General features: G+C 37.1%; 16 protein-coding genes. 5 read left to right on the top strand and 11 right to left on the bottom strand.

Annotated elements, in window-relative coordinates:
- Positions 1-727: ElyC/SanA/YdcF family protein (locus H4J50_RS04380; RefSeq protein ID WP_182254682.1), on the top strand; the 727-nt coding region annotated here is incomplete at its 5' end.
- A 115-nt stretch (positions 728-842) separates the two neighbouring features.
- On the opposite strand, the gene H4J50_RS04375 is transcribed toward H4J50_RS04380, so the two are convergent.
- Complete coding sequence (locus tag H4J50_RS04375) at positions 843-1,601, bottom strand: Nif3-like dinuclear metal center hexameric protein (protein WP_182254679.1); 759 nt, start codon at positions 1,599-1,601, stop codon at positions 843-845.
- Between the two features lie 57 nt (positions 1,602-1,658).
- Positions 1,659-2,420, bottom strand: a complete 762-nt coding sequence (locus H4J50_RS04370; RefSeq protein WP_108456245.1) for a class I SAM-dependent methyltransferase — start codon at positions 2,418-2,420, stop codon at positions 1,659-1,661.
- A gap of 60 nt (positions 2,421-2,480) precedes the next feature.
- Here H4J50_RS04370 and gloB point away from each other — a divergent pair, with 60 nt between their 5' ends.
- Entirely contained in the window at positions 2,481-3,290 is an 810-nt protein-coding gene (gene gloB / locus H4J50_RS04365; protein WP_259366160.1) for a hydroxyacylglutathione hydrolase, read from the top strand.
- A gap of 79 nt (positions 3,291-3,369) precedes the next feature.
- Positions 3,370-5,022 (top strand): LysM peptidoglycan-binding domain-containing protein, encoded by a 1,653-nt coding sequence (locus H4J50_RS04360; protein ID WP_182254677.1) that lies wholly within the window; start codon positions 3,370-3,372, stop codon positions 5,020-5,022.
- Positions 5,023-5,247: 225 nt separating this feature from the next.
- Here the strand turns inward: H4J50_RS04360 and H4J50_RS04355 are convergent, their stop codons facing one another.
- On the bottom strand, positions 5,248-6,438 hold the full coding sequence (locus tag H4J50_RS04355) for a hypothetical protein (protein WP_220466095.1): 1,191 nt from the start codon (positions 6,436-6,438) through the stop codon (positions 5,248-5,250).
- A 334-nt stretch (positions 6,439-6,772) separates the two neighbouring features.
- Here H4J50_RS04355 and asnB point away from each other — a divergent pair, with 334 nt between their 5' ends.
- Together asnB and H4J50_RS04345 are read left to right on the top strand one after the other, a co-directional pair.
- The gene (gene asnB / locus H4J50_RS04350; RefSeq protein WP_108456247.1) at positions 6,773-8,437 is read left to right on the top strand and encodes an asparagine synthase B; all 1,665 of its coding nucleotides are present in this window, start codon (positions 6,773-6,775) and stop codon (positions 8,435-8,437) included.
- Positions 8,438-8,591: 154 nt separating this feature from the next.
- Positions 8,592-9,347 carry a hypothetical protein gene (locus tag H4J50_RS04345; protein ID WP_182254675.1) on the top strand — a complete coding sequence of 252 codons (756 nt, stop codon included), beginning with the start codon at positions 8,592-8,594 and terminating at the stop codon, positions 9,345-9,347.
- A gap of 169 nt (positions 9,348-9,516) precedes the next feature.
- Here the strand turns inward: H4J50_RS04345 and pyrD are convergent, their stop codons facing one another.
- The 8 genes from pyrD to pepN form a co-directional block, all read right to left on the bottom strand.
- A complete protein-coding gene (gene pyrD / locus H4J50_RS04340; protein ID WP_182254673.1) occupies positions 9,517-10,530 on the bottom strand; it encodes a quinone-dependent dihydroorotate dehydrogenase in 1,014 nt (337 codons plus the stop codon).
- A 99-nt stretch (positions 10,531-10,629) separates the two neighbouring features.
- A complete protein-coding gene (locus tag H4J50_RS04335; RefSeq protein WP_182254671.1) occupies positions 10,630-15,471 on the bottom strand; it encodes an NAD-glutamate dehydrogenase in 4,842 nt (1,613 codons plus the stop codon).
- 260 nt (positions 15,472-15,731) lie between these two features.
- Positions 15,732-18,050: an RND family transporter gene (locus H4J50_RS04330; protein WP_182254669.1), complete on the bottom strand. Its 2,319-nt coding sequence runs from the start codon at positions 18,048-18,050 to the stop codon at positions 15,732-15,734.
- Positions 18,051-18,055: 5 nt separating this feature from the next.
- The gene (locus H4J50_RS04325; protein WP_239058961.1) at positions 18,056-19,060 is read right to left on the bottom strand and encodes a YCF48-related protein; all 1,005 of its coding nucleotides are present in this window, start codon (positions 19,058-19,060) and stop codon (positions 18,056-18,058) included.
- A 210-nt stretch (positions 19,061-19,270) separates the two neighbouring features.
- Positions 19,271-20,611, bottom strand: a complete 1,341-nt coding sequence (locus tag H4J50_RS04320; RefSeq protein WP_404842739.1) for a DUF1329 domain-containing protein — start codon at positions 20,609-20,611, stop codon at positions 19,271-19,273.
- Positions 20,612-20,680: 69 nt separating this feature from the next.
- On the bottom strand, positions 20,681-22,726 hold the full coding sequence (locus H4J50_RS04315; RefSeq protein WP_182254667.1) for a DUF1302 domain-containing protein: 2,046 nt from the start codon (positions 22,724-22,726) through the stop codon (positions 20,681-20,683).
- Between the two features lie 306 nt (positions 22,727-23,032).
- On the bottom strand, positions 23,033-23,248 hold the full coding sequence (locus tag H4J50_RS04310; protein ID WP_108456254.1) for a DUF2835 domain-containing protein: 216 nt from the start codon (positions 23,246-23,248) through the stop codon (positions 23,033-23,035).
- Positions 23,249-23,257: 9 nt separating this feature from the next.
- On the bottom strand, positions 23,258-25,813 hold the full coding sequence (gene pepN / locus H4J50_RS04305; protein WP_404842738.1) for an aminopeptidase N: 2,556 nt from the start codon (positions 25,811-25,813) through the stop codon (positions 23,258-23,260).
- Between the last annotated feature and the right edge of the window lie 105 nt (positions 25,814-25,918).

Raw genomic sequence — 25,918 nt, 5'->3', positions numbered from 1 at the left:
AATCAGTTTAATAATAATGCCCCTTAGCATTACTATATTACTGCTAATTTTCGCCATTATATTTTACCGGATAAAACCCAAAGTCAGCTTTATCGCATTAATAATGGCAACGTCTTTGTTAACGCTGTCTACTTTACCGCCTGTTTCTGATGCGATTATGGCGCCATTAGAAGACAACTATGCTGTATTTACACGGAGTAAGCAGCCTGTTGATTATATTGTTATTTTGGGAGGTGGTCATACTACGATTGATGAGCTACCTGCGACTGGTCAGTTAAATTCTAGCTCGCTATCAAGATTAGTTGAAGCTGTCCGTATTTATCGACTTCATCCGGAAGCACAAATAATTACCTCAGGATTTTCAGGTGGCGATATCAGTTCAAATGCAGAAAAAGTTAAACAGGCTGCGGTACTGTTAGGCCTTCCAGCACACAAAATTATTACTGAAAACTTTCCTCAAGACACGGAAGAAGAAGCACAATTAATCGCGCCACGTGTACTCAAGAGAAATGTTGTTTTAGTAACAAGTGCTTACCACATGCCTAGGGCCATGGCTTATTTTGAAAAATATGGTGTAAACGCTATTGCTGCCCCAGCAAGTCCGTGGGTTAAAAATAATCATCTCACACCATGGCAGTATTATCTTCCAAGTGCGAAAAAATTACAGCAAACCAGTATGGCTTGGCATGAAATCTTAGGTCGCATAGTGCAATGGATTAAAAGTTAATATATACACTCTTAAAAGTAGTATTTAACTGACCTTAAATACTACTTTTGAATCATAAACAATTAAACAATTAAACATAAACCATTACTCTAACTTTATGAGTGAAAGCCCTACTTTACGCAGGATTATCAATATCGATAAATTTGGCCTTTATCGGTAAGTGTTCATTAAAATGATCGGCTAATGCTTTTGCGCCATAACGTTCAGTAGCATGATGACCAGCACAATAGAAATGAATATCCATTTCGCGTGCTACATGGGTGGTTTGTTCAGAAACTTCACCAGAGATAAAAGCATCTATACCAAGCTCTGCGGCTAACTCGATATAACCTTGTCCACCACCACTGCACCAAGCAACCGTTTTTATCAATTTATTAGACGGTGGCGCTATGTGCAAACACTTACGATTGAGCTTTTCATTGATTCTTTGTTCAAGTATTTGAGGGTTCAGTTCATCTGTAAAATCACCACGAACTGCAACACTTAAGGCATTGCCCTGCTCTAATGGTGCAACATTATTAATTGAAAATAACTTAGCCAATTGGGCGTTGTTACCTAAAATTGGGTGAATATCTAAAGGTAAATGATAGGCAAATAAATTGATGTTATTTTCCAATAACGCTTTAATGCGTTTATGTTTCATACCGCGAATAACATAGCTTTCATTTTTCCAAAAAAAACCATGATGTACGACTAAAGCATCAGCTTTTTCAGCAATAGCTTGATCAATTAATGCCTGAGTTGCTGTTACGCCCGTAATCACTTTAGCAATATTATCACTTCCTTGGATCTGTAAACCATTAGGACAGAAGTCTTTAATTTGTTCAGGTTTGAGTAAGGTGTTTAAATAGTTTTCAAATTCATGAAGTTGCATGGGGTAATTTTGACCTTAATTAGCTATTTATGTTAAATAATGACACAAAATTAGTCACTACTTAGTTAATTTATTTATTGTTTTTCTCGATGAGTTCATCGAAGGGACTTTGACAGGTTCAAAGCGCGGTCTGAGTTGCCATTTAGGTTTAATAGGTGTTAAAGGTAATACCCTTTTTTTCGCCACAATAACGTAAACAGAGCCTAAACTTGGAAAGTAGCGCGATGCAATATTATGCCAATGGTTACTCAATACGCCTTGCGTGACTTGCCCAGCTAAAGTTGAATGTAGAAAGCGATGATCCAGTTGTATTTCAAACCCCATTAAATGGAGCCAATCCTTCACCCGCATTGGTGAAAATAGTCTTTCATTCCAAGGGGTTTTATTTCGTCTATAGGGAATAAATTGATTTAATCCAACTAAACTAAATGGATTGAAGCCTGTAATAACAAGATAGCCATTAGGTATTAATACCCGATTAGCTTCGCGAACTACATGATGTGGATCTAACGAAAACTCTAACGCATGCGCTAACACGCAAACATCAACGCTATGTTCTTGTAATGGTAAATCATCAACTTCACCTACTAAGTTACACTTCTCAGCTTGATTACTTAAGGTTAATTGATGTTTAATTAGACTTTGTGAACTGTCGACTTCGCCACTCAAGGCACCAATTTTCAGCAAATGATAACCAAAAAACTTTGACCACCAAGGTGATAGTGTTTGGTTTATGTTAGCCACAATGAGCTCACCATTAGGCAATTGCTGCCATGATGTTGGAAAATCAGGTTGCCTAAACGCTAGTGCGGGTTTCATTATATTAAACAGTTAGAAAAATCAGTATAATCATATCGTCAGTATACTCAGGAGCTACAGATGCAGCAAACTCAAAGCACCACTAAAATGAAAGTTTCGATGATAAAAGCGTTTTCAGATAACTATATTTGGGCCATTTCGTCACACGACAGTAACAATATGGCTTTAGTTGACCCCGGTGACGCCAATGTATGCATTGAATTTATTCAACAGCAAAACTTACAATTATCAACCATTTTGATCACACATCATCACGCTGACCATGTTGGTGGTATTAACAAACTAGTTGAGTATTGCAAAAATAAGCAATGGCCATTAACCATATATGGCCCAGAGAGTGAAAATATACCTCACTGTGATATTGCCTTAAATGAAAACCATACCGTAAAGTTAGCAGACTTAGATTTTGAATTTAGCGTAATTGATCTTCCTGGGCATACCAGTGGGCATATAGCTTATTTATCAGAAGATAACTTATTTTGTGGTGATACTTTGTTTTCAGGTGGTTGTGGCCGACTATTTGAAGGTACACCAGCACAAATGCTGTCTTCTTTAGAAAAGCTTAGTGCCCTACCTGAACGCACTCACGTCTATTGCGCACATGAATATACGCAAGCTAACCTGAACTTTGCCTTAACCGTTGAACCTTGCAATAGCGAACTGGTGCATTATTACAATCAAGTACTGCAAAAACGCGAAAATAATATAGCGACAATTCCAACGTCAATCATGCTTGAGAAGAAAATAAATCCTTTTTTGCGCAGCCATGAGGCAAGTTTAATGACCAGTGCTGGTGAGTATAGTGAAACGGCTGTTAACAATAAATTAGATGCTTTTACCATTATTCGTGCTTGGAAAGACAATTTCTAAGGTATTTTCATTGTACAAATCTTGAATAACAGCACTAAATAAGTGACACTGGCGCCAAGTAAATTCAAATAGACACCGCATGAAGTATATAACTCTATCTGTAGCAACCGTTCTCTTGTTGTCCGGTTGCCAATCATTATTGAACCAAAATCAACCGAATAATCATGAAACTAATTTAGAAGCAGAAGCACTTATTGACGTAGCTTCTGCAGCTGAGATAAATCAGGCATTACTGGTTGATGAAGCGATTGATGTAATTCACCCTATTGCCGATGGCAATGTTGACCTTGGTAATAACGACCAAGAAAGCTATTTTTCTGATGATGTATGGCAGAGAATTCGCAGTAATTTAAAACTACCAATTCCAGAAAATCAACGTGTAGCTAGTCAACGAGATTGGTTTGTAAAACACCCTACTTACCTAACACGCGTAGCAAAACGCGCTGAACCTTTCTTGTTTTATATTGTTGAGGCGTTGGAAGAGAATGACATCCCAATTGAAATAGCATTATTGCCAATTGTTGAAAGTGCATTTGATCCCTTTGCATACTCACATGGTCGTGCCTCTGGTATGTGGCAATTTGTTCCTGGCACCGGCAAGCGTTTTGGCATGAAACAAAATTGGTGGTACGACGGACGCCGAGATGTTGTTGCTTCAACTCAAGGTGCAATTGCTTACCTGAAATATTTGAATAAATTTTTTGATGGTGATTGGATGCTTGCTTTAGCAGCATACAACTCTGGTGAAGGCCGAGTAAGACGCGCGGTTAGAAAAAACCAAAAGAAAAACTTGCCTACCGATTTTTGGTCACTTGATTTACCCAAAGAAACCCGTGCTTATGTACCTAAGTTACTTGCGCTAGCTGACATTGTTAAGCGAAGCGATGAACTCAAAATTAAGCTACACGAAATTGATAACAGCTCGGTGATCACCAAAGTTGATATAGGCTCACAACTCGACTTAGCTAAAGCAGCACAATTAGCTGAGTTGTCATTAACAGAATTACAGCGACTTAATCCAGGCTTTAATCGCTGGGCTACAGATCCTGACGGTCCACACTATTTATTATTGCCTAACCATAAAATAGAGAAGTTTGAGCAAGGCCTAGCAAAATTAGGTAAAAAAGAGCGCTTAGCTTGGCAACGATATAAAATTAAAAATGGTGACAGTCTAGGTAAAATAGCGCAAAAATTTAATACAGAAATTGATTTAATCAGGCAAGTTAATAACGTTAAAGGTAATCAAATAAGAGCCGGTAAATATTTATTAATACCTGTTGCAACAGCCTCACTAGATAGTTACTTGTTATCACAAAATCAACGTTTAGCTAAAACACAAAATAAAGTGTTAGCCGGTGAAAAGCGTATACATATTGTAAAGTCAGGTGACACGCTTTGGGATCTTAGCCGTACCTATAATGTTTCAACGCGTAGCATTGCTAAATGGAATGCTATGGCACCTAGAGACACCATTAAACCAGGACAAAAATTAGTTATCTGGCAAAAAACTGCGGTTAAAGAAGTTTCGACAACAAACTTAACACCTAGTGAAAAAGCGATAATACGAAACATTCATTATCGTGTTCGCAAAGGAGATTCTTTTGCCCGCATTGCCGACAAGTTTAATGTAAAAATTAAAGATATTGAGCGTTGGAATAGTCTTAATCGTAATAAATATTTACAACCAGGGCAGATGTTGAAGCTATCGGTAGATGTTACGAATAATATTTAACGCGCTATATATTTTTAATACTCAGCAAAACTTGTGTATTGAGTAATTATTACGAAGTCAGAAATGAAAAACGCTAACTAGGTTAGCGTTTTTTTTGTCTCAATTTTGAACTCTACGAGTAATTTTTTTTGCACGTGCCTTGCTTAGAATTCTAAAACTTATTTAATGGCTCTTTATTCTAAGTATGATTAAACATTACAAGGCCTTGGCGTTTAAATTACTTCATTATAATTCTGCAACACCCTGAGTAATAATATTTTTTGTTTGATTAATAATATCGGTTAATGCTTGTTGATCATAAGCCTTAATTCTTGGCGTATGAATATGACCAACTGGCAATGTTAGATTAAACTGATCACGTAACAATATACTACGATATGAAATTTCGTTTGAAAGATAGCCGCCACCAGAGCCGCTAACTGATGTTTGTTTGATTAAATCTACAAGTGCTTGACCATTAAATGTACCACCAGAAAGGGTCGATACTTTACGATTATCATTAACTTGATACTTACCTGACCCTTTTAACATTGATGAAATCGGTAAACTAAACTCAACAAATTCAGGCCCACGTAATTCAGTGTTATGTAACTTAGGTACCAGTGGGTTACTTTTTGTCGCTCCGGTTAATATATTAAGATTGTCTGGGGCGTTGGCGCTGCGTCTTAATGCTGGATAACGCTCTAAATCAAAATTTTCTCGGCCCATACTAACCGTTAACACCATATCAACTGACTTATCAGCAATATAAGGTTTGAGCAGTTCTTCAATCATGCCTTGGTCAAAATCAGCAAATCGTACCGGTACAATTAACACTTCTATCTCTGCCGTTTGCCCTTCCATGCTAACCACGATGTCATCTAACGAAAGCGCTACAACACCAGACGGGTTACTTTGATCAATGTGCTTATCTAGAAAAAAGGGATCAAAGCCGGTCAGTAATATTTTTTTATCGGTATTTTTATCAAACTTAATATCCATTTGCCCACGTGAAATCAATTCAAGTGACCATAATAGTTTTTCTTGCTGATTAGAGAAAAGCTCTGCAAATGTTTTAGATGAACGCAGTGCCTTGCTCATTTGTATGCGCGCCCAATAAAGTGGACGGTCATCAACATCATTTAATTGATTAAAGGATGTTTTAGCATCAAGCCATAGCCCTGTACCATGTCGGATAACTAACTGCGTAAGTACGGTATAATTAGTGGCCTGATTTACTTGTTGAGTGAACTCGTCGACACGTGCACTTAATCTTAATGCCACATCAGGCATTGATTTAATGGCTTTATCTATGCGTAATTCTTCAACGGTGAGTTCAGTATTATTAACGACATTACTCTGAGCACTAAACACTAAACCTAGTGATATAGCGATAGCCAAAGACTTTATACTTATTTTTTTTATAGTGCTTAACATTGATAGCTCTTATTTTGAGTAAATTTAAGTTCAAAAAACGAATTTTTTGCTTATTTTCATCAACATATTAAGGTATCTATTTTTTTAACACTAGCGTTTATTATTCCGAAAGCACATGTGATTATGGTTTTTTATTACTTTAGAGTAAAAATTCTATTGATTTATTATCAAATACTGTCAAAGTGTACCAACAGCAGGTTTGCTGAGCGATAATTTATCTGTGAACAGCTTAAGGTTTACTTTGAAATAAAACCGCAATTTACGGTTCAGCTAATTTAGCTGACGTATCCATCACACAATTTGTCATTAATAAATATAAAGGGGTAGCACTTCAATGTGTTCGATATTTTGTATATTAGATATTAAAACAGGTGCAGACGCACTTCGTCCTAAAGCTTTAGAATATTCTCGCTTACTTCGTCATCGTGGTCCAGATTGGTCTGGCATTTACAACAATGAACATGCAATTTTAGTGCATGAACGTTTATCTATTGTTGACACTGAACATGGCGCTCAACCACTTTATAATACTGATAAAACAAAAGTTTTAGCAGTCAATGGTGAGATTTACAACCATAAAACATTAGCCAGTCAGCATACACCTGATTACCCTTTTCAAACGGCGTCTGATTGCGAAATTATTATTCCAATGTTTGAAAAATTTGGTAGTGATTTTGTCGATAAACTTCAAGGTATGTTTGCTTTCTGTTTATACAATGAAGTTGATAATAGTTACCTAATTGCTCGTGATCACATGGGCATTATTCCACTTTATACTGGTTATGACGCTGAAGGTAACTTCTATGTTGCCTCAGAAATGAAAGCGTTAATGCCGATTTGTAAAACAGTAGAAGAGTTTCCTCCAGGGCATGTATTAGATAGTCGCGTGGGTAAACTTGAAAAATATTACCAACGTAACTGGCAAAAATACTCTGCAATTAAAGATAACAATACCAGCAAAGAAAAAATTCGTGAAGCGCTTGAAGAGTCTGTTAAAAGTCATTTAATGACTGATGTACCTTACGGTGTATTACTTTCTGGTGGTCTAGATTCTTCATTAATATCTGCAATTACACAAAAATTTGCCGCTAGACGTATTGAAGAAAACGATCTATCAGAAGCTTGGTGGCCGAAAGTGCATTCTTTTGCATGTGGTTTAGCCGGTTCTCCAGACTTAATTGCTGCAAAAACCGTTGCTGATAGCATAGGTACGATACACCATAGTGTTGTCTTTACCGAGCAAGAAGGTATAGATGCACTTAGAGAAGTTATTTATCACCTAGAAACTTACGATGTAACTACTATTCGTGCGTCTACACCTATGTACTTAATGGCGAGAAAAATTAAAGCCATGGGTATTAAAATGGTGCTTTCTGGTGAAGGTGCTGATGAAATTTTTGGTGGTTATTTATATTTCCACAAAGCGCCAAATTCTCAAGAGTTTCATGAAGAATTATTACGTAAGCTTGATCGTTTACATAAGTTCGATTGTCTTCGCGCTAACAAATCAATGTCAGCTTGGGGCATTGAAGCACGTGTACCATTTTTAGATAAAAACTTTATGGATGTTGCAATGCGCATCAACCCTGAAGATAAAATGTGTGGTAATGGCAAAATGGAAAAAGCGATTTTACGTGAATCATTTGAAGGTTATTTACCAAAAGAGATTTTATGGCGTCAAAAAGAGCAATTTTCTGATGGTGTAGGCTACTCGTGGATTGATGGTTTAAAAGCCTATGTAGAATCACAAGTAACTGACCAACAGCTTGCCAGTGCTAGCTTTAAATTTCCAGTAAATACACCAGATAGTAAAGAAGCTTACTTTTACCGCTGTGTATTTGAAGAGAAGTTTCCTTTAGCCACTGCGGCTGATTGTGTTATCGGCGGCAAGTCGGTTGCATGTAGCACGCAAGAAGCATTAGCTTGGGATGAAAGCTTTACTAACATGGCAGATCCATCAGGTCGAGCTGTGCAAAGTGTGCATAACGACAGTTACTGATCAAAGCTAACGTAATTAACATTACGTTTAATCAAATAAAAACCGACTTATTAGTCGGTTTTTTTGTACAAAATTTAAGAAATATTATAAAGTTACTTTATGCTTTAATTTATAATTCAATTAATTTTATAACCACCGTTAGTAGGATGCTCTTTTGTCAAATCGTGTAGAACCAGAATTACCAACAATTAACATCGATCGAGATCAAGTGAAAGTTGCTCGTGACCCTTCAGTAAAAACACAAAAAACTGACAATTCACAGCAAGCTGTTAAATCAAAAAAACCTTCTTCTGTGGCAAAAATATGTTTAATGTTAATGCCCTATGTTGCACTCGCAGGTACAGGTTGGTACTTATATCAACAACAAGTCAATGTTAATAATGTTGTAGAGTCTAGCTCGCAACGAATACAACAATTAGAAAACCAACTCTCAGCTACAGGCGAAGAGATGGGAGAATCTACCATTGCTTTAAAAGTTAAATTAGAAGCAATTGGCGAAAAAACTGAATTATTACTCTCTGAAATGGATAAACTTTGGGCATCAGCTTGGCGTAAAAATCAAAAAGAAATCAAAGAATTGAATTCACAAAGTATAAAGATGGGGCAACAGCAAGATAAAATTTCTGAAACTACTAGTCTTCACAGTAATACCTTAAGTGAATTAAAAGACAAAATTACGGCAACAGAATTTTCGATTAATGCTGTTTCAGAGCAGATGATCGCTGTCAACAGTGTAAAAGCTGAAATTAAAAAGTTATCGTCGGCATTAGACACCTTAGATGCCAATGCTAAGAGTCGTGATAAACAACAAATGTTTACCGCCACAACAGTGAATGAGTTTGATACTAGCTTACAGTTACTTTTAGAGCGTATGGAACGTTTAGAAGCTATTTTAGCCAGTAAATCTTAATCGTCCACCTAGCAAAATAGCAATACTAGCTTTTAATAGAAATTAAAAAGGCCATCAACTACACAAGCGTTGATGGCCTTTTTGTTTTAACTAAAGTAATTCGATGTTTAATAATTTTTTATCAAAATGTTCGTTCTGCAGAGTTTAGCTATATTATTCGGTATGCTGCTTATTTAAAGCTTTTTACAATGTCTTTAATTAATTCAGGACCCTGATAAATAAAACCAGTATAAACTTGAACTAACTTTGCACCCGCAGCTATTTTTTCTTGAGCATCTTCACCTGAAGCAATACCACCCACACCAATAATCGGTAGTTTATTATCCAATGCTTTGGCAAGCAATTGAATAACTTTAGTGCTTTGATCTTTCACAGGAGCGCCACTTAAACCACCCTGCTCATTACCAAAAGGTAAGTGTGATACTTTGTCACGAGCTAACGTGGTATTGGTAGCAATAACGCCATCAATATTATTAGCAATTAAACACGCTGCAATAGAGTTTACTTCTTCTTCATTTAAGTCAGGCGCTATTTTCACAGCAACAGGAACATATTTTCCATATTGCTCAGCGAGTGCTGTTTGCTCTAATTTTAATGCGGATAACAACTCATTTAACGCATCACCATATTGTAATGAACGTAAACCAGGTGTGTTTGGCGAAGAAATATTTACCGTTATATAAGTGGCAAAATCATAAACCTTGCGCATGCAATGAATGTAATCATCTTTAGCGTTTTCATCTGGCGTATCTTTATTTTTGCCTATATTGATACCCAAAACACCACTGTATTTGGCTTTGATTACTTGGTCAACAAGATAATCAACACCTTTATTATTAAAGCCCATGCGATTAATAATGGCATTAGCCTCAGGTAACCTGAAAATACGAGGTTTGTCATTACCAGGTTGTGGTCGTGGTGTAACGGTACCAACTTCAACAAAGCCGAAACCTAAAGCTTCAAACGCTTTAATACATTCGCCATTTTTATCTAGTCCAGCAGCTAACCCTACTGGGTTTGGAAATTTAATGCCCATAACCTCAACAGGCTTATGGGGTATAGTTTGCTTATAAAGCTTATTGAGCGGCGAAGCACCTGTTGCTTTAAAGCCTTTAATCGTTAATTCGTGAATTGCTTCTGGATCGAATTTAAAAAACACTTTACGAATAGCTGAGTAAAACATAATACCTCTTTAATTAAATGTAATAAGAACCGTACGAGAAATCGACCTGATATAAAATTGAAACAAAAAAATCCCCGCTCATGGCGGGGATCTTAACACTTATTTCACTGGGTCGCAGTGTAAACTTAACAACATCAATTCTCGTAAAGCAACCGAGAATTTAGCAAACTCATGTGTTTTACCAATTCTAAAGTCGGCCAAAATATGTTGCCAGCGCTCTAATGGTTGAGCGCTTTCTACAAGCCAACGTTCAATCATAGTATCTACGTCAGTCTCAGCTTTATGACCACGTAATATTACAGAGGTTAATGAACGTTGTTGCCAATCTAACTCTTCTCTGAAAGACGCTCTTGCGAGTGCTTGCCAATGATTATTCACTGGTTGAGAAGTAATTTGGTCTAAGAACCAATGTAAATCTAATCTTGCACCAAGTTTAAAGTAAAGATCAGTAGCTAGTTCAGTTGATACTTCATCAGATTTTGAAATCTCAGCCAAATCCATCACAGAGAACAATGTACTCAATAGTGAGATTCTAAGTGCTACAGACTCTGGCACACCTGCTTTGACTAAGTCAGTTTCAACACGTTTAATTTGTGCAGCTTCTTTTTCAATCATGAAGCTTGCAATATTGCTAGAGAGCTCAACAAATGTTTCATGATAAAAAGCGATAGACTGCGCAATATTGAGTGACTTATTACGGTGACGCAAGAACCAACGTGTCGCTCGGCGAACCGTTCTACGTAACTGAAACAGCATTTCTGTTTGTATTGAAGTAGAAATTTTATTATCTAAATCACTGATTTGTTTCCAAACATCTGAAAGCTCAAACACTGCACTTGCCATCGTATAACAATTAGCAATTTCTGACGTTGTTGCGCCAGTTTCTTCCTTCATACGATGAACAAAGTTAAAGCCCATATCGTTGCCAATATTATTAGCTAATTGTGTAGCTATAATTTCAGCACGTAATGGATGATCTTGCATTTGTGCACTGTAACTTGCTTGCAATTGCTTAGGAAACGCTTCAATCAATAAACTTTGATGATATTCATTGTCCGTTATTTCAGGACAAACCAGCTCTTCTTTAAGTACCATTTTGCTATAAGCAAGTAACACAGATAGCTCAGGGCGAGTTAAGCCTTTACCTAATGCTAAACGTTCAGCAATTTCTTCATCACTAGGAATAAACTCTAAGGCTCTGTCTAGCTTACCTGAACGGTCTAATTCACTAATAAATTGTGCTTGTTCTTTTAACTGTCCACCACCACGTAATTCAGTGATTGATAATGAGTGAGTTTGACGGTAACAATCGTCAATAACGATATCACCCACTTCGTCAGTCATGTCGTATAGAATTTTATTACGTTGCTTAACGGTTAAATCACCATTTTGCACTAAGCCGTTTAATAAAATTTTAATGTTAACTTCGTTATCTGAACAATCAACACCACCAGCATTATCAACCGCATCAGTATTTATTCGGCCACCTTTAGCACCAAATTCAATACGCCCAAGTTGAGTGAAACCTAAGTTACCGCCCTCACCAACTATTTTAGCTTTAAGATCCGCGCCATTAATACGTAAGGCATCGTTAGCTCTATCACCGACTTCTAAGTGTGTTTCTTTCGAGCCTTTAACATAAGTACCAATGCCGCCATTCCACAACAGATCAACCTGCATTTTTAAGATAGCTTGCATTAATTCAAGCGGAGACATAGTTTGCTTTTGCGTACCCAACATTTTTTTAATTTGAGGGGTCAACTTAATTGATTTTGAATGACGACTGAAAATAGCACCGCCTTCAGAAAGCAAATCTTTATTATAATCATCCCACGTACAACCCGGTAAGTTAAACAAACGCTCGCGTTCAACATACGAACTCGCAGCATCAGGCGTTGGGTCGATAAAAATATGCATATGGTTGAATGCAGCTTGCAAACGAATATGCTTTGATAACAACATACCATTACCAAATACATCACCCGCCATGTCGCCAATAGCGATACAAGTAAAGTCGGTTGTTTGACAATCTATATCCATTTCACGGAAGTGACGTTTTACCGACTCCCAAGCGCCTTTAGCTGTAATACCCATAGCTTTATGGTCGTAACCTACGCTACCACCAGAGGCAAAAGCATCACCCATCCAGAAGTTATATTCTTCAGAAATAGCGTTAGCAACATCAGAGAACGTCGCTGTTCCTTTATCTGCTGCAACTACTAAATATGGGTCGTCTTCATCTAAGCGCACAACATTAACCGGTGGTACTATTTCACCATCGACAATATTATCAGTAATATCTAATAAACCACGTATGAAGGTACGGTAGCACTCTTTACCTGCTTCAAAAATTTCATTTCTGTCACCATCAGGTAGCTGCTTACAAACAAAGCCACCCTTTGCACCTACAGGTACAATAACGGTATTTTTAACTTGTTGTGCTTTTACAAGACCTAAAACTTCAGTACGGAAATCTTCACGACGGTCTGACCAACGTAAACCACCACGAGCAACCTTACCACCACGTAAATGAACACCTTCAACTTGAGGTGAATATACAAAAATTTCAAATGCTGGCACAGGAAGTGGTACATCAGAAATTTGTGAAGGTAAAATTTTAAATGAAATGTAAGATTTTTCACCAGTTACAGCATGCGGTTGGAAGTAGTTAGTACGAATAGTCGCATTAACCATTTCAACAAAGCGACGTATAATGCGGTCATCATCCAAACTGGCAACACTGTCTAGAGAAGACTCAAGACTCGTGTGTACTTTTTCAATTGCTTTTTCATTTGACTTTTTATTAGGTGTGAATCGTAATTTAAAAAGTTTAATCAATAATTTGGCAATACTTGGATATCTAGCAAAAGTATCTTCAATATAGTTTTGGCTAAAAGTACCACCAATTTGACGTTCATATTTTGCATATGCACGGATAATTGAAACTTCACGGCCACCCAATTCAGCACCTAAAATTAGACGGTTAAAACCATCATCTTCTAATTGACGTGACCATACTCTTGCAAAAGCGTCTTGGAATAAGCTCTGAACAATTTCTAAATTAAATTTACCCTTGCCTGTTAGCAACATAGAGAAATCTAAAATCCAATAAACTTCACCGTTATCTGCTTTTACCGCGTAAGGGCTTTCACCAATAACACGTAAACCAAAGTTTTCTAACATTGGCAAAACATCTGATAGATGTATAGGGTCACCTGAATGGAATAACTTTAATTTAACAAAGCGGCTGTTAGCATCTTCTTCTTGTGGCTGATAAAACAGCATTTCAAGTTGATTTTCAGGTGTTAACGCTTCAAACTTTTCAATATCTACAATCGCGGTACCTGGTAATACTTCATCTTTATAGGCTTGTGGAAAGTTGATATATTTACGGCTTAACGCCTTGCCTTTAGCCTCACCTTTATGCGAATTTAACGCGTCAGCTAAGTTATCATCCCAGCTGCGTGCAGCATGGTTTAAATTCTTTTCAATTTCTTTCACATTAATGTCTGCTTTTGTCGAATTAACTCTAACGATATAGTGCGTACGTGCCTGTGCTGATTCTGAGAAGTACGTGGTAAATTCTACTTCTTCATTACTGCCTAGCGCTTCTTGTAATAGCTTTTGTGTATTAATACGTAGCGCGGTGTTATAGCGCTCACGCGGAACATAAACCATACATGAATAGAAGCGATTAAAAGCATCACGGCGCATAAATAAGCCTGAATAATCACGCTCTTGCATTTGGAATATACCCAGAACGTTTTTCAATAATTCAGCAGGTGAACTTTGTAAAATTTCGTCACGTGGGTAAGTTTCAAGAATATTGATCAACGCTTTGTACGCGTGTGTTCCTTCAGCAAAACCAGAGTCTTTGCAAACCCCAGCCACTTTAGATTTAATTAGTGGTAAATGCAGCGCACTATTTGTGTAATAAGCAGAGCCAAATAAACCAACAAAGCGCTCTTCTCCTATAACGTTACCTTTATCATCAAAGCGCTTAATACCAATATAGTCTAAGTGTGCAGGACGATGTACGCGTGATTTAGAATTAGTTTTGGTTAAAATTAATAAATTTTTTCCTAAAGCAATTTCTCTAGAAGATTCACTTAGTTCAGAAATAAGACGTTCTTTAGTGCCGTCATATTGGTTCATTAAACCTAAACTAGAGCTAACATCTGCCTCTAATGCCATATCACCTTCTAAAGCTTTGATATGGTATGCACGATAGCCTAGTAAAGTGAAGTTATCGGCTAAAATCCACTCTAAAAAATCGATACTGTCTTTATGTTCTTCAGATGAACAAGGTAACTTAGCTTTTTTAACTTCATCAATTACGGTGCTTAAACGCGCTTTCATTGGTTTCCAATCACTTACCGTTACGGCAATATCACTCACTACTGAGTGCAACTCTTTGGCGATACTTGAAAGCACTTTTGTGTCATTTTGACGGTCAATCTCGATAAAAAATACCGTTTCAACCGAAGTCGATGTAAACGATTGGTCAACAGAAGAAGAAAGTTTAGTAATATTTTTCTTGTTATCACGAATTATTTTAATTGGTGAATTTAACATTAAATGGGGTGTTAGGTTCAATCGACTTAAAGCTATGCGCACAGAGTCGACTAAAAATGGCATATCTTTAACAATAATTTCGATTATAGTATGGCTAGATTTCCAACCATTTTTTGAAACCTGTGGATTAAAAACTTTAATAACAGGGTTATCATCTTGATGATCGTTTAATGTATTCCAAAGACTTAGCGTGGCACCGTACATGTCACTATCATTTCTATGATCTAAATCTAAGGTTGAAATATTTCTATAAAGCAACTCTGCAAACTGCTTAACAAGAGGTGCTGTTCCCGCTGGAACTTTTTTTTCTATTAACTGTGCTACGTTCGAAAGTATCACTGAAGGTAAACCGTCTACTAACGCCATGCCTTTTTCCTTTTTGGATAAAACGCTTGAAATGATTATTTGATTCTAGTCTTTATAGAATAATAGTCTAGAATCTTGATCTTATTAATAAACTCGGGCGATTGCGAGCACTATTTTAGATGCATTACTTTAAAAATGGCTTATTTATGTGTTTGATATGAAAACATTCAGTTGTTTATTCAGAAGTTATAAATAGAAAATGACCTTTCGGCCATTTTCTTGTTTATTTATGCATAATTATATTATTAATTAATTATAATTTATTTTCGCTCAGGCCAGAGAAATGCTGCTATAGCTGGTAATACCAGTACAGCTGCAATCATATTAACTAAAAACATAAAGGTTAATAGTATGCCCATATCAACTTGGAATTTTAAATCTGAGAAAAACCAAGTCGACACACCAATAGCTAAAGTTACGCCCGTAATTAATACTGCACTACCACGCTCTTTCAATGCGTCAAAATAGGCACTTTGAACGGTTGCACCATTTCGCAGTTTAACACTCATGGTTGAGAGGATATAAATGCCGTAATCAACACCAATACCTACGCCTAATGCAATAACAGGTAATGTTGATACCGTTAAGCCGATATCAAGCGCTGTCATAAGCCACTGTGCTAACGTTGACACAACATAAAGAGGAACAACGACAGCAATGGTAGCTCGTAAACTTCTAAAGCTTAATAAACATAAAATAATTACCGCGCCATAAACATAAAGCATCATAGGTATTTGAGCTGCTTCTACTGCCTCATTAGTTGCCGCCATTACACCGACAGGGCCTGAAGCCAATTTGAAGACTAAATTATCATTACCTAATTCTTTCGCCACAACTTTAACAGCATCAACGACTCTGTTAATTGTTTCAGCTTTATGATCTTTCAAAAATAAAATAACGGGCATAGCGCTACAATCGCTATTGAGTAGTCCACTTGATGATGGTACTCGTGCGATTGATTGTACTAAGGTTTGTGGGTTACGTGATAAAACGCGCCATTTAGGGTTACCTTCGTTATAACCTGCATTAACGATTTTTGCGATTGAGGCTAAACTAACAGCTGATTGAACACCTGGTACATTCTCCATACGCCATTGGAACCGATCAATAACGCTCATCTGGTCGTAATAAGTACAAGCATCAGCGGTAGTTTCAACGATAATAGACATATAATCGACGCTAATAGCGTACTTATCCGTAATTAAAAAGGTATCTTGGTTATAACGTGACTCTTCATGCAGTGAAGGTGCACCGGCATGTAATTCGCCTATTTTCATATCTTGCGCATTTATATAGCCAACGATATAAAGTACAGCAGTAAACGCTAAAATAAACATAGCAACTTTACGCGTAGCAAATGTAGACATTAAGTGCCAAATACCATCGGTACCTGAAGTGGCTTTTTCTTTTGCTGTATCATTTTTTGTTGGCACTTTCATATAAGAAACTAACAAAGGTAACAATACTAAGTTAGTCAAAATGATCATGGCAACACCTAAAGATGCTGTAATAGCTAACTCACGAATAATACCAATATCAATTGATAATAGGGTCATAAAGCCAACAGTATCAGATAGTAAAGCAATACCACCGGGCACGAGTAATACTCTGAAACTTAGTTGCGCAGCCTCTTTACTACTTTTGCCCTTATTAACCATTTTAGAGACCGAGTTAATCATTTGCACACCATGACTAACGCCAATAGCAAAGACTAAAAATGGTACTAAGATTGACATAGGGTCTAAACCAAAACCTAATGTCGATAGCATACCGAGCTGCCATACAACCGCGATTAATGAACAAGCGATAGGCAAAATGGTAAGGGAAATTGAACGACAAAACCAAAATACCATCAAGGTTGTGATAGCAATAGCAATGGCAAAAAAGGTCACAACACCTTTAGCTCCTTGAGCTACATCACCCACCATTTTAGTAAAGCCAATAATATGTACTGAAATATTATCTTTTTCGAATTCACCACGAATTTCATTTTCTAATTGTGCAGCAAGCACAATACTATCTAACTTTTCGCCCGTATTTGGGTCAATTTCCATCAATGAAGTCTTAACCATTGAACAGCTATAATCATCGGCAACAATACTACCAACAATGCCTGCTTTTTCTATATTGCCTTTTACAATTGCTAAGCCAGCTTCATCAGGTTGAAAGTTAGCAGGTATAACCGGACCACCAGCAAAGCCGTCTTCGACAATTTCAACAAAACGAGTGCTTGGTGAAAATAAAGATTTAACCTGAATTCTGTCAACCCCTGGAATAAAAAACAGTTTGTCATGTACGCCTTTTAAAGCAGTAAAGAATTCAGGGTTAAAAATATCTCCACTGGTATCACAAACTGAGATCAAAACGTTATTAGCACCACCAAAGTTTGCCCTATGTTCTAAATAGGTTTTCATATAACTGTGGTTTAGTGGAATGTGTTTTGTGAAAGCGGCATCAAGTTTAATTTGGCTGGCTTGAAACAACAAAAATATGCTGGTGAGCATAAAAAACACCAACACAGCTAAACGACGACGGAAAAGTGTTGCTTCTACAACATTGATAATAGAATTAAATTTCATGACAATTACTTCGTTACGTTAATAGTTTTAATGCCAACATCAGAGACGGCGATAATTTTATTATTAAACCAAACCCCTGCGATAAGAGGTTTACCATCTTTTTGAATATGTTTGGTAAATGTAGAGCCATCATCACGACTTTCTAAAAGCACTCCGTTATTTCCAAGTACGAATATACGATCGTCGTCTGTAAGTACTATAGCACTTAACAGTGCGGTAACCTGGCTATCACTTTCTTGCCAAGGAGTACCATTGCGTAAACTGCGGAATATATGCCCTCGTAAACCCACAACAAGCAAGTTACCTTCCTGTGTACGATTTATGTCATAAAATGAACCTGGATATATTTCGTCGAGTTTTTGCCAATTGACACCAAAGTCATTACTTTTAGCGATTAAACCGATTTCACCGGCAAGATATAAAGTACGGCCATCGGCAACTACGCGATTAAAATGCGGTAAAATACTGCTTTGTTCATCTAAATAAGCTTTCTCATCTTGGAGTTTTAACTCTTGTAGATACGCTTGGTCTTCTGGAAAAAGAAACTCATTATGATATTCAACAACCCAGTGCTCGCCGCCATCATTGGTTCGATAAAATAAACCGTAAGCACCTATGGCTATACCATTTAGATCATCTGTAAATAGTACATCTAACAATGGTTTTTCAACCTGTGGTAAATGTTGTTGCAGCTGCCAAGTCAAACCACCGTCATTGGTTGATAATATTGTCGCATCATGACCAACAGCCCAACCATTATTTTCGTTAGTAAAATAAACGGCAGTTAATGTTACTTGTACCGGCACTTGAGCTTGTTGCCACTGTTCACCGTCGGTGGAAAGAACAATATGACCACGCTCACCCACGGCAACTAATTTTGAATTGTTTACAATAGTAATATCGAGTAAAAGAGATTTGCTCGCTAAAGGAGCACGTATCGCGTCTAGCGTTTGTGCACTGGTAATTGAGATAGTAAGAAAACTGATTAAAAAAACGAGAAGGCGCATCATTAACTATATTAGCTCCATTGATTTGGACTGAGACATTATGTCTAAAAATAATATTTATAGAGGTATTAGCGCGAACAGAGCCCAACGCTTGTAAATTAACCGCTTAATTTAGTTTAGCTAAAATTACGCGGAATGAAAAATAAATAACCATTTGAAAACTTTAAAACAAAAACGGCTAGCACTAGCCAGCCGTTTTATCATTATGATTATTTATCTGCGACCTTCACGGCGCAATGCTGAAGAGGTAAAGTCTACATCTTGTAAGTCAGCTGAAAAGTCATACATGTTAGCTTCATTATCTAAACCCATCGCGATATAACGACGAGATTGTAGATCATGAAATACTTCTAATGTTGACCATTGTGTCGGTACTTCATAGTAATTAATACCATGTGCAACACCTACGCGATATAACTCGTCTCGGTTATCATAAATATCGGTAACCGCTACTTGCCAGCTATCTTCGTCGATATAAAATACACGTTTTTTATAAGTATGACGTGTATCCGACTTTAAGTTAGCTTCTACTACCCAAACACGATGTTTTTCATATCGAACTAGCTCTGGGTTAATGTGACCAGGCTGAAGGATTTGATCATATTTTAAATCATCACTGTGTAAACGATAATCATTATATGGGATTAATAGCTCTTGCTTACCTTTTAATGTCCAGTTGTAACGATTAGGTGCACCGTTAAACATATCAAAGTCATCAGTTGTTCTTAAACCATCTGACGCTGTACCTGGTGCATCATATGCAACATTAGGCGCACGACGAACACGACGTTGACCCGTGTTATAAGTCCATGCTTGGCGAGGAGTCTTTATTTGATCCATTGTTTCATGAACTAATAAAGCTGTACCTGCTAAACGTGCTGGCTCTGTAACTTTTTGCTTGAACTTAAATAAAATATTAGTTTCTTGAAGCTCTGAAGCTTTAACCCCTTTTACACCATAAGGGATCAATAATTGGTCATCGAACCCCATGTAAGTATAGTCACCTGATGCCGTTGGCGCAGCTTGACCACCTTCGCGTACAATTTTTTCGCCGCGATAGCGTAAAATATGATTCCAAATAGCTTCTAAACCATTTTTTGGTACCGGAAATGGAATACCAATTGCCGCTTCAATTATACCGTTACCACCTTCAACTAATTCAGTTTTAGTCGCATTTTCCAAAGTAGCTTGATAAACGTGTTCAGGGTATGACGCTGAACGACGTGATTTATAAATACTCATTTTATAAGTATCAGGGTAAGTTTCAAATAACTTAACTTGTCCTGGTGTTAATAAGTTTTTATATTCAGCTAAGTTCTTAGCAGTAATAGTATAAAGCGCTTTATCTTCAGCAAACGGATCAATGTGATGATCGCCAACGGTATAGCCTGCAGGTGCAGATGTAATACCACCTGTCCAAGCTGGAATAGAACCGTCTTTATTTGCAGCACGTACCGCACCAAAAGGTGTTAACTCTTTTTCTAATTTAGCCGCATCTTGATCACTAACTTTAGCAGAAGCAGAAGCTGACGCTAATGCTACCGTCACCGCCATTGATACTATCGTTACCTTTTTAAAGGTGTTTTTAAAAATGTTTCTCATGAAAATAGTCCTCATACAACCTTAAATTGAATACTTAATGTTAAAAGATACGTAATCGCGGTCTTCCATTTGATTGGTTGTGCCTACACCACCAAAAAAGCTGTTGTAGCTTAAGTCTGCAGACCAACGGCTTTGGTAATCGAAACCTAAACCTAGTGATACTGACTTTCTATCTTCAACAAACAAAAATAAAGGATCCGGAGTAATACCGTTCACATCATGTGAAAACACAACTTTTGGCGAAACGTTAATGCCTGCAAATACATCGTTATAATCAAGTTTTGCTACAAAGCGGTAACCCCATGCAAATGCACTTGGGAACGGGTTAGTTTCAACACCATCTTGCAAGGCCATTTCAAGACCTTCTTTACCTGCAACACCACCATTTCTAGATGTACCTGGACCATTTAAACGTAAAACGTCTTGATCAGGCATATCTTGAATATCGATAGCACCAACTTCAAGCAATGTTACGAATTGGCTTGCACCAAAACTTGGACCCCAAAGATGAGTTAATGTCATTTGTGCTTGCAATGTATCAGATAAAATATAACCGTTTGCACGCTCTCCACCGGCAAAAACTGGCATTTGTGAAATACCATCTAATTCAGAGCGTCCTAAATTGTTTGCTAACTGTTGTGGCATAGCGGCAAATAATAACTCAACATCATCAATTTGAAGTGGTTCATCTTGACGGAAAGTTACTTCACCAGCGACAGAAGTTGTTCCTATAGCCGTATTAAAGCTTAATGCATAAAGTTTAATATCTTCAATATAATCAAGTTCTACACGAGAAAATGCTTTTAAATCAGTATAGTTGTCATAGGTTATTTCAGTTGATGCTAGCATGCCAACATCGTGAGCTAAAGCAGCTGGTGTAAAATCAGCTGTAACTCCAGAAAATACTGGACGACGACTATGATAATTCATGTGGTAAAAGCTAATTTCTGTATCATTTAGCTCAGGTAAATACCAAGAAAGGCGTAGACCATATTGACCACCGTCTTCAGGATCGTTTTCAGCACCCTCTTCACGCAGTGTTAACTTAGTTGGAAAACCACCAACATAAGCTCCACCCGCATCAGAAATAGGTACGTTACCATTTAAAATTTGAGCTCTTAAGCTATTTAAATTAGTAATTAGTGAATCAAGATCCATATCTGGATTGCTAGCAAAATTTAACTGTACGTTATTAAATTGACCACCATCACCAGCAAAATCGTTAGTAGAGAAGTAGCTTCCAGGTGCTGGTAAAACTGTTTTCTCCCAATTATATTGATAAAACATTTCAACGTTAAAGTTTTCTGTAACACCTAAAGATGCCCAAACAGCGCCAAATGGAATAAACGCTTCTTTTAACTCAGCACCAGGTGCTTTAAGACGTGAAATATCAACTGGGTTTAATTCACTAATACCATGAGAAATCAGCGTACTTTCGCCCCAGCTAATGACTTGCTGACCAACACGAACAGAAAATGGCATTTCACCTAAGTTAAAGTCGCCATAAACAAAAGCATCTAACATACGTAGATCGCGACATACTTGGTCACGTGCATCATCATCACGGCACGGGTCATTTACCACACCTGAACTAGGATTAGTCCAAGCTCTTTCACCGTCAACCATTTCAAAATCGTAGAAATACATGGCACGACCAAAGAAACCTATGTTGTCATAACGTATATCTAGATCGTGTGAACCTTTAATAAGTTTAGAGAAACTGTCGCCTGAATTATAATTTAAATTACCATTATCACCATTAGTTGAATAACTACCAGCGCCATCCCAAACTGTTGATGCACTTGGAGTAGTATTTAATATTGGATGATATTGGCTAAAGTCGAAACCGTTATTAACATTGTTAGATTTACCGACGTTATCATTCCAATTTCTGTCTTCTACGCGCCAGCTTGTACCGGCTGAGAAGGTAGAATCAAAACTGATATCAAAGTTACCTAACTGAAAGTTTTTTGCCTGGACATTAGCAGAAGCCAATGTGATTAAGGCGGCGGCTATACTGACAGCCAGTGGCTTTTTGTAGAAGCCTTTACGAAGGTTTTTTTTCATTTCCTATCTCCCCAGATGTAATTCTGCATTTTTATTTTTATATCCACGTACATGGTATGAAACAATAATTACATCATTTAGACCAAGTGGCAAGCGCTAAAACCTTACTTAAAGTCCTTTATATTAAAGACTTGAATCAAGTGATCAGATGAGAACAAAAGGGCGTTTAAAACACTTGTTTTAAACGCCCTTATAATTAAGCTACAATATGCAAATAGTGAACAGAAATAGCCTCCGTCATAGAAGTTGTAACTCGATGCTGTCAAGTTGCGATGGTCTGACCACTGTTTAAAGCAATAACTCTAATCAAGATATTATATCTAAAGACAAAAATTTATTGTTCAATGTTTGCAAACAAAAGTACCCTTTTATACCCATTCCAGTTAAGTGTTTTCGCAAATGCATAGCAGGAAACTCTACTTTAACGCCCTGCTCTGTCATTACTACAATCGACTGAACTCGTCCTTGATAATAAGGTAAATACTCTTGATTCGTTATATTTAAGTAAAAGTAATACTTCATCACGTTTTCCTATAATGCTAACGCCGCATCAAGTTTTTCTTTTAAATCCTTTGAAAGATCAACCTGTTTAGATAATTGCTCAAGTTTAGCCTTTATCATGGTTTGTCGGTGATGATCAAAAGATTTAAATTGAATAAGTGGTGTGATCATACGTGATGCTACTTGTGGATTAATTTCGTTAAGTTTAATTAATTGCTCAATTAAAAATTGATAGCCCCTACCACTAGCACAATGGAAGTAACGCGGATTATTGTTGATAAAGGCACCGATTAAAGAACGCGCTCTATTAGGGTTTTTCAAACTAAAAAGTGGGTGTGAGAGAAGTTGCGGCAGTTTTTCAAATATCGACTCATCATTAACACTACCTTGTATAGAAAACCATTTATCCATTACTAAAGGTGTATCACGCCACTTTTTCTCAAAGTCAGCCATCATTGCATTATAATTTTCATGAGAGTACTTTGCTGCACAATTAAGTGCAGAAAGTGTATCAGTCATATTGTTCGCACTACTATACTGTTGTGTTACTAAGCTTTGTTGATCATTTAAGTTGTTTAAGTAACTTAAACAAACATTTTTTAATGCTCGTTTGCCAATAGACTTGCCATCATTAGCATAATCAGCCTGGATATTTTGCTGATATTGCTTTAAAAACATTGGCGCGAGCTTATTCGCTAATTGAAGCTTCATGCTTTCAATTGCATCAAGTAAAGCGATAGGGTCAACTTCTACAATACTATCAGCTAACTCACTAAAGCTAGGTAGCGTTAACTGCTCAGCTTTAAAAGCCGGAGAAATATCAGCATTTAAAATTTCAATAAACGCTGCATATAAACTTTCAGGTAGCGTTAATGTCGGCTGCTGTAGTAACTTCATAATATAGGTAGTTAGCAGCTTTTGTCCTGCATCCCATCGACAAAATTCATCAGTTGCATCTGTCATTATGCATTGTAATGCTTGATCAGATTGTGTGAACTTTGTTTTAACGGGTGCTGAAAAATTAGTTAATAAGGCTAACACAGGCTTTTCGCTGTAGCCTTTAAAGGTCCAGGTTTGCTCTTGTTGAGTTAATTGCAATAATGTTGATTGATTTTTTTGACCATTTAAATCGATTAGTTCAATTCCAACGGGAATATGTAATGCAGGATTATTACCATTAGCTTGGACAAGTGTTAATGAGTATTCAGACAGTTCAGCATCAAAGCTTTCGCTAACACTTATTACCGGTGTACCTGCTTGAGTATACCAATGCTTGAATTGGCTAAGATCAATATTTGATGCATCAGACATGGCATTAATAAAGTCGTCGCAAGTTACTGCCATGCCATCAAAGCGTTCGAAATATAAGTCTATGCCAGCTCTAAATTTATCTGCACCTAATAAAGTATGTATCATGCGAATAACTTCAGCACCTTTTTCATAAACCGTTAACGTATAAAAATTATTCATTTCTATAACTTTTTCTGGTCTGATAGGATGTGCCATTGGACCCGCATCTTCAGCAAACTGAAGCGAACGTAAAACACGCACATTTTGAATTCTATTTACAGCGGCAGAATGCATATCGGCACTGAATTGTTGATCTCTAAATACCGTTAGCCCTTCTTTAAGGCTCAATTGAAACCAATCTCGGCACGTAACACGATTACCGGTCCAGTTATGAAAATATTCATGAGCAATAACCGCTTCAACATTAAAATAATCAACATCAGTTGCACTGGTTTCGTCAGCTAATACAAATTTACTATTAAATACGTTTAAGCCTTTATTTTCCATTGCCCCCATATTGAAAAAATCGACCGCTACTATCATGTAGATATCTAAGTCATATTCAAGTCCGAAGGTATCTTCATCCCATTTCATAGAATGCTTTAACGATGCCATTGCATGATGGGCTTTACGAACATTGCCTTTATCTACAAATATCTCTAGGTCTACATTGCGACCAGAACTGGTCATGAAGTTATCTTTTAGCACATCAAAATCACCAGCCACTAAAGCGAATAGATAACAAGGTTTCGGGAATGGGTCATGCCATTGCACAAAATGCTGACCAGAAGCTAATTCTCCTTCTGCTATTTTATTACCGTTAGATAATAAATAAGGAAAATTTTCTTTGTTGGCAATAACTTTTGTGGTGAACGTAGCCATGATATCAGGACGGTCTAAATAATAGCTGATACGCCTAAAGCCCTCGGCCTCACATTGCGTACAATAAGCATCCCCTGATTTGAATAGGCCTTCAAGTGCGGTATTTTCCACAGGGTTAATTTCAGTAATGATTTCTAAGGTAAACTCATCTCGGTCAATAACGATAGATAAGCTATCTTCGTTTACTTGGTAATCTTTACTCGTTAAGGCGATATCATCTATTGAAACCGATAATAGCGTTAGGTGCTCACCATCTAGAATAAGTGGTTGCTTTGTATCTACTTTGCGTGTCATTTTCATTCGATTAGTAACACGGGTTTTATATTCGTCTAATTCAAAGCTTAGCTCGACAGTGGAAATGGAAAAATTAGCTTCGCTGTAATCAGCTAAATATCTTGGGGCAAAATCACTCATGTGCATCCTCAGTAGATTCTAAATGTATATCTGTCAGTAAATAACACAGGTAACAGATATTAAAAAGCCTGTAGTAAACAGGCTTTATGAATATTTATTAAAATT

The organism is Colwellia sp. 6M3 (assembly GCF_014077595.1).
Classification (GTDB): domain Bacteria; phylum Pseudomonadota; class Gammaproteobacteria; order Enterobacterales; family Alteromonadaceae; genus Cognaticolwellia.
Note: the sequence above shows the minus strand (reverse complement) of the source record. Positions and strands in the feature narration are given on the sequence as shown.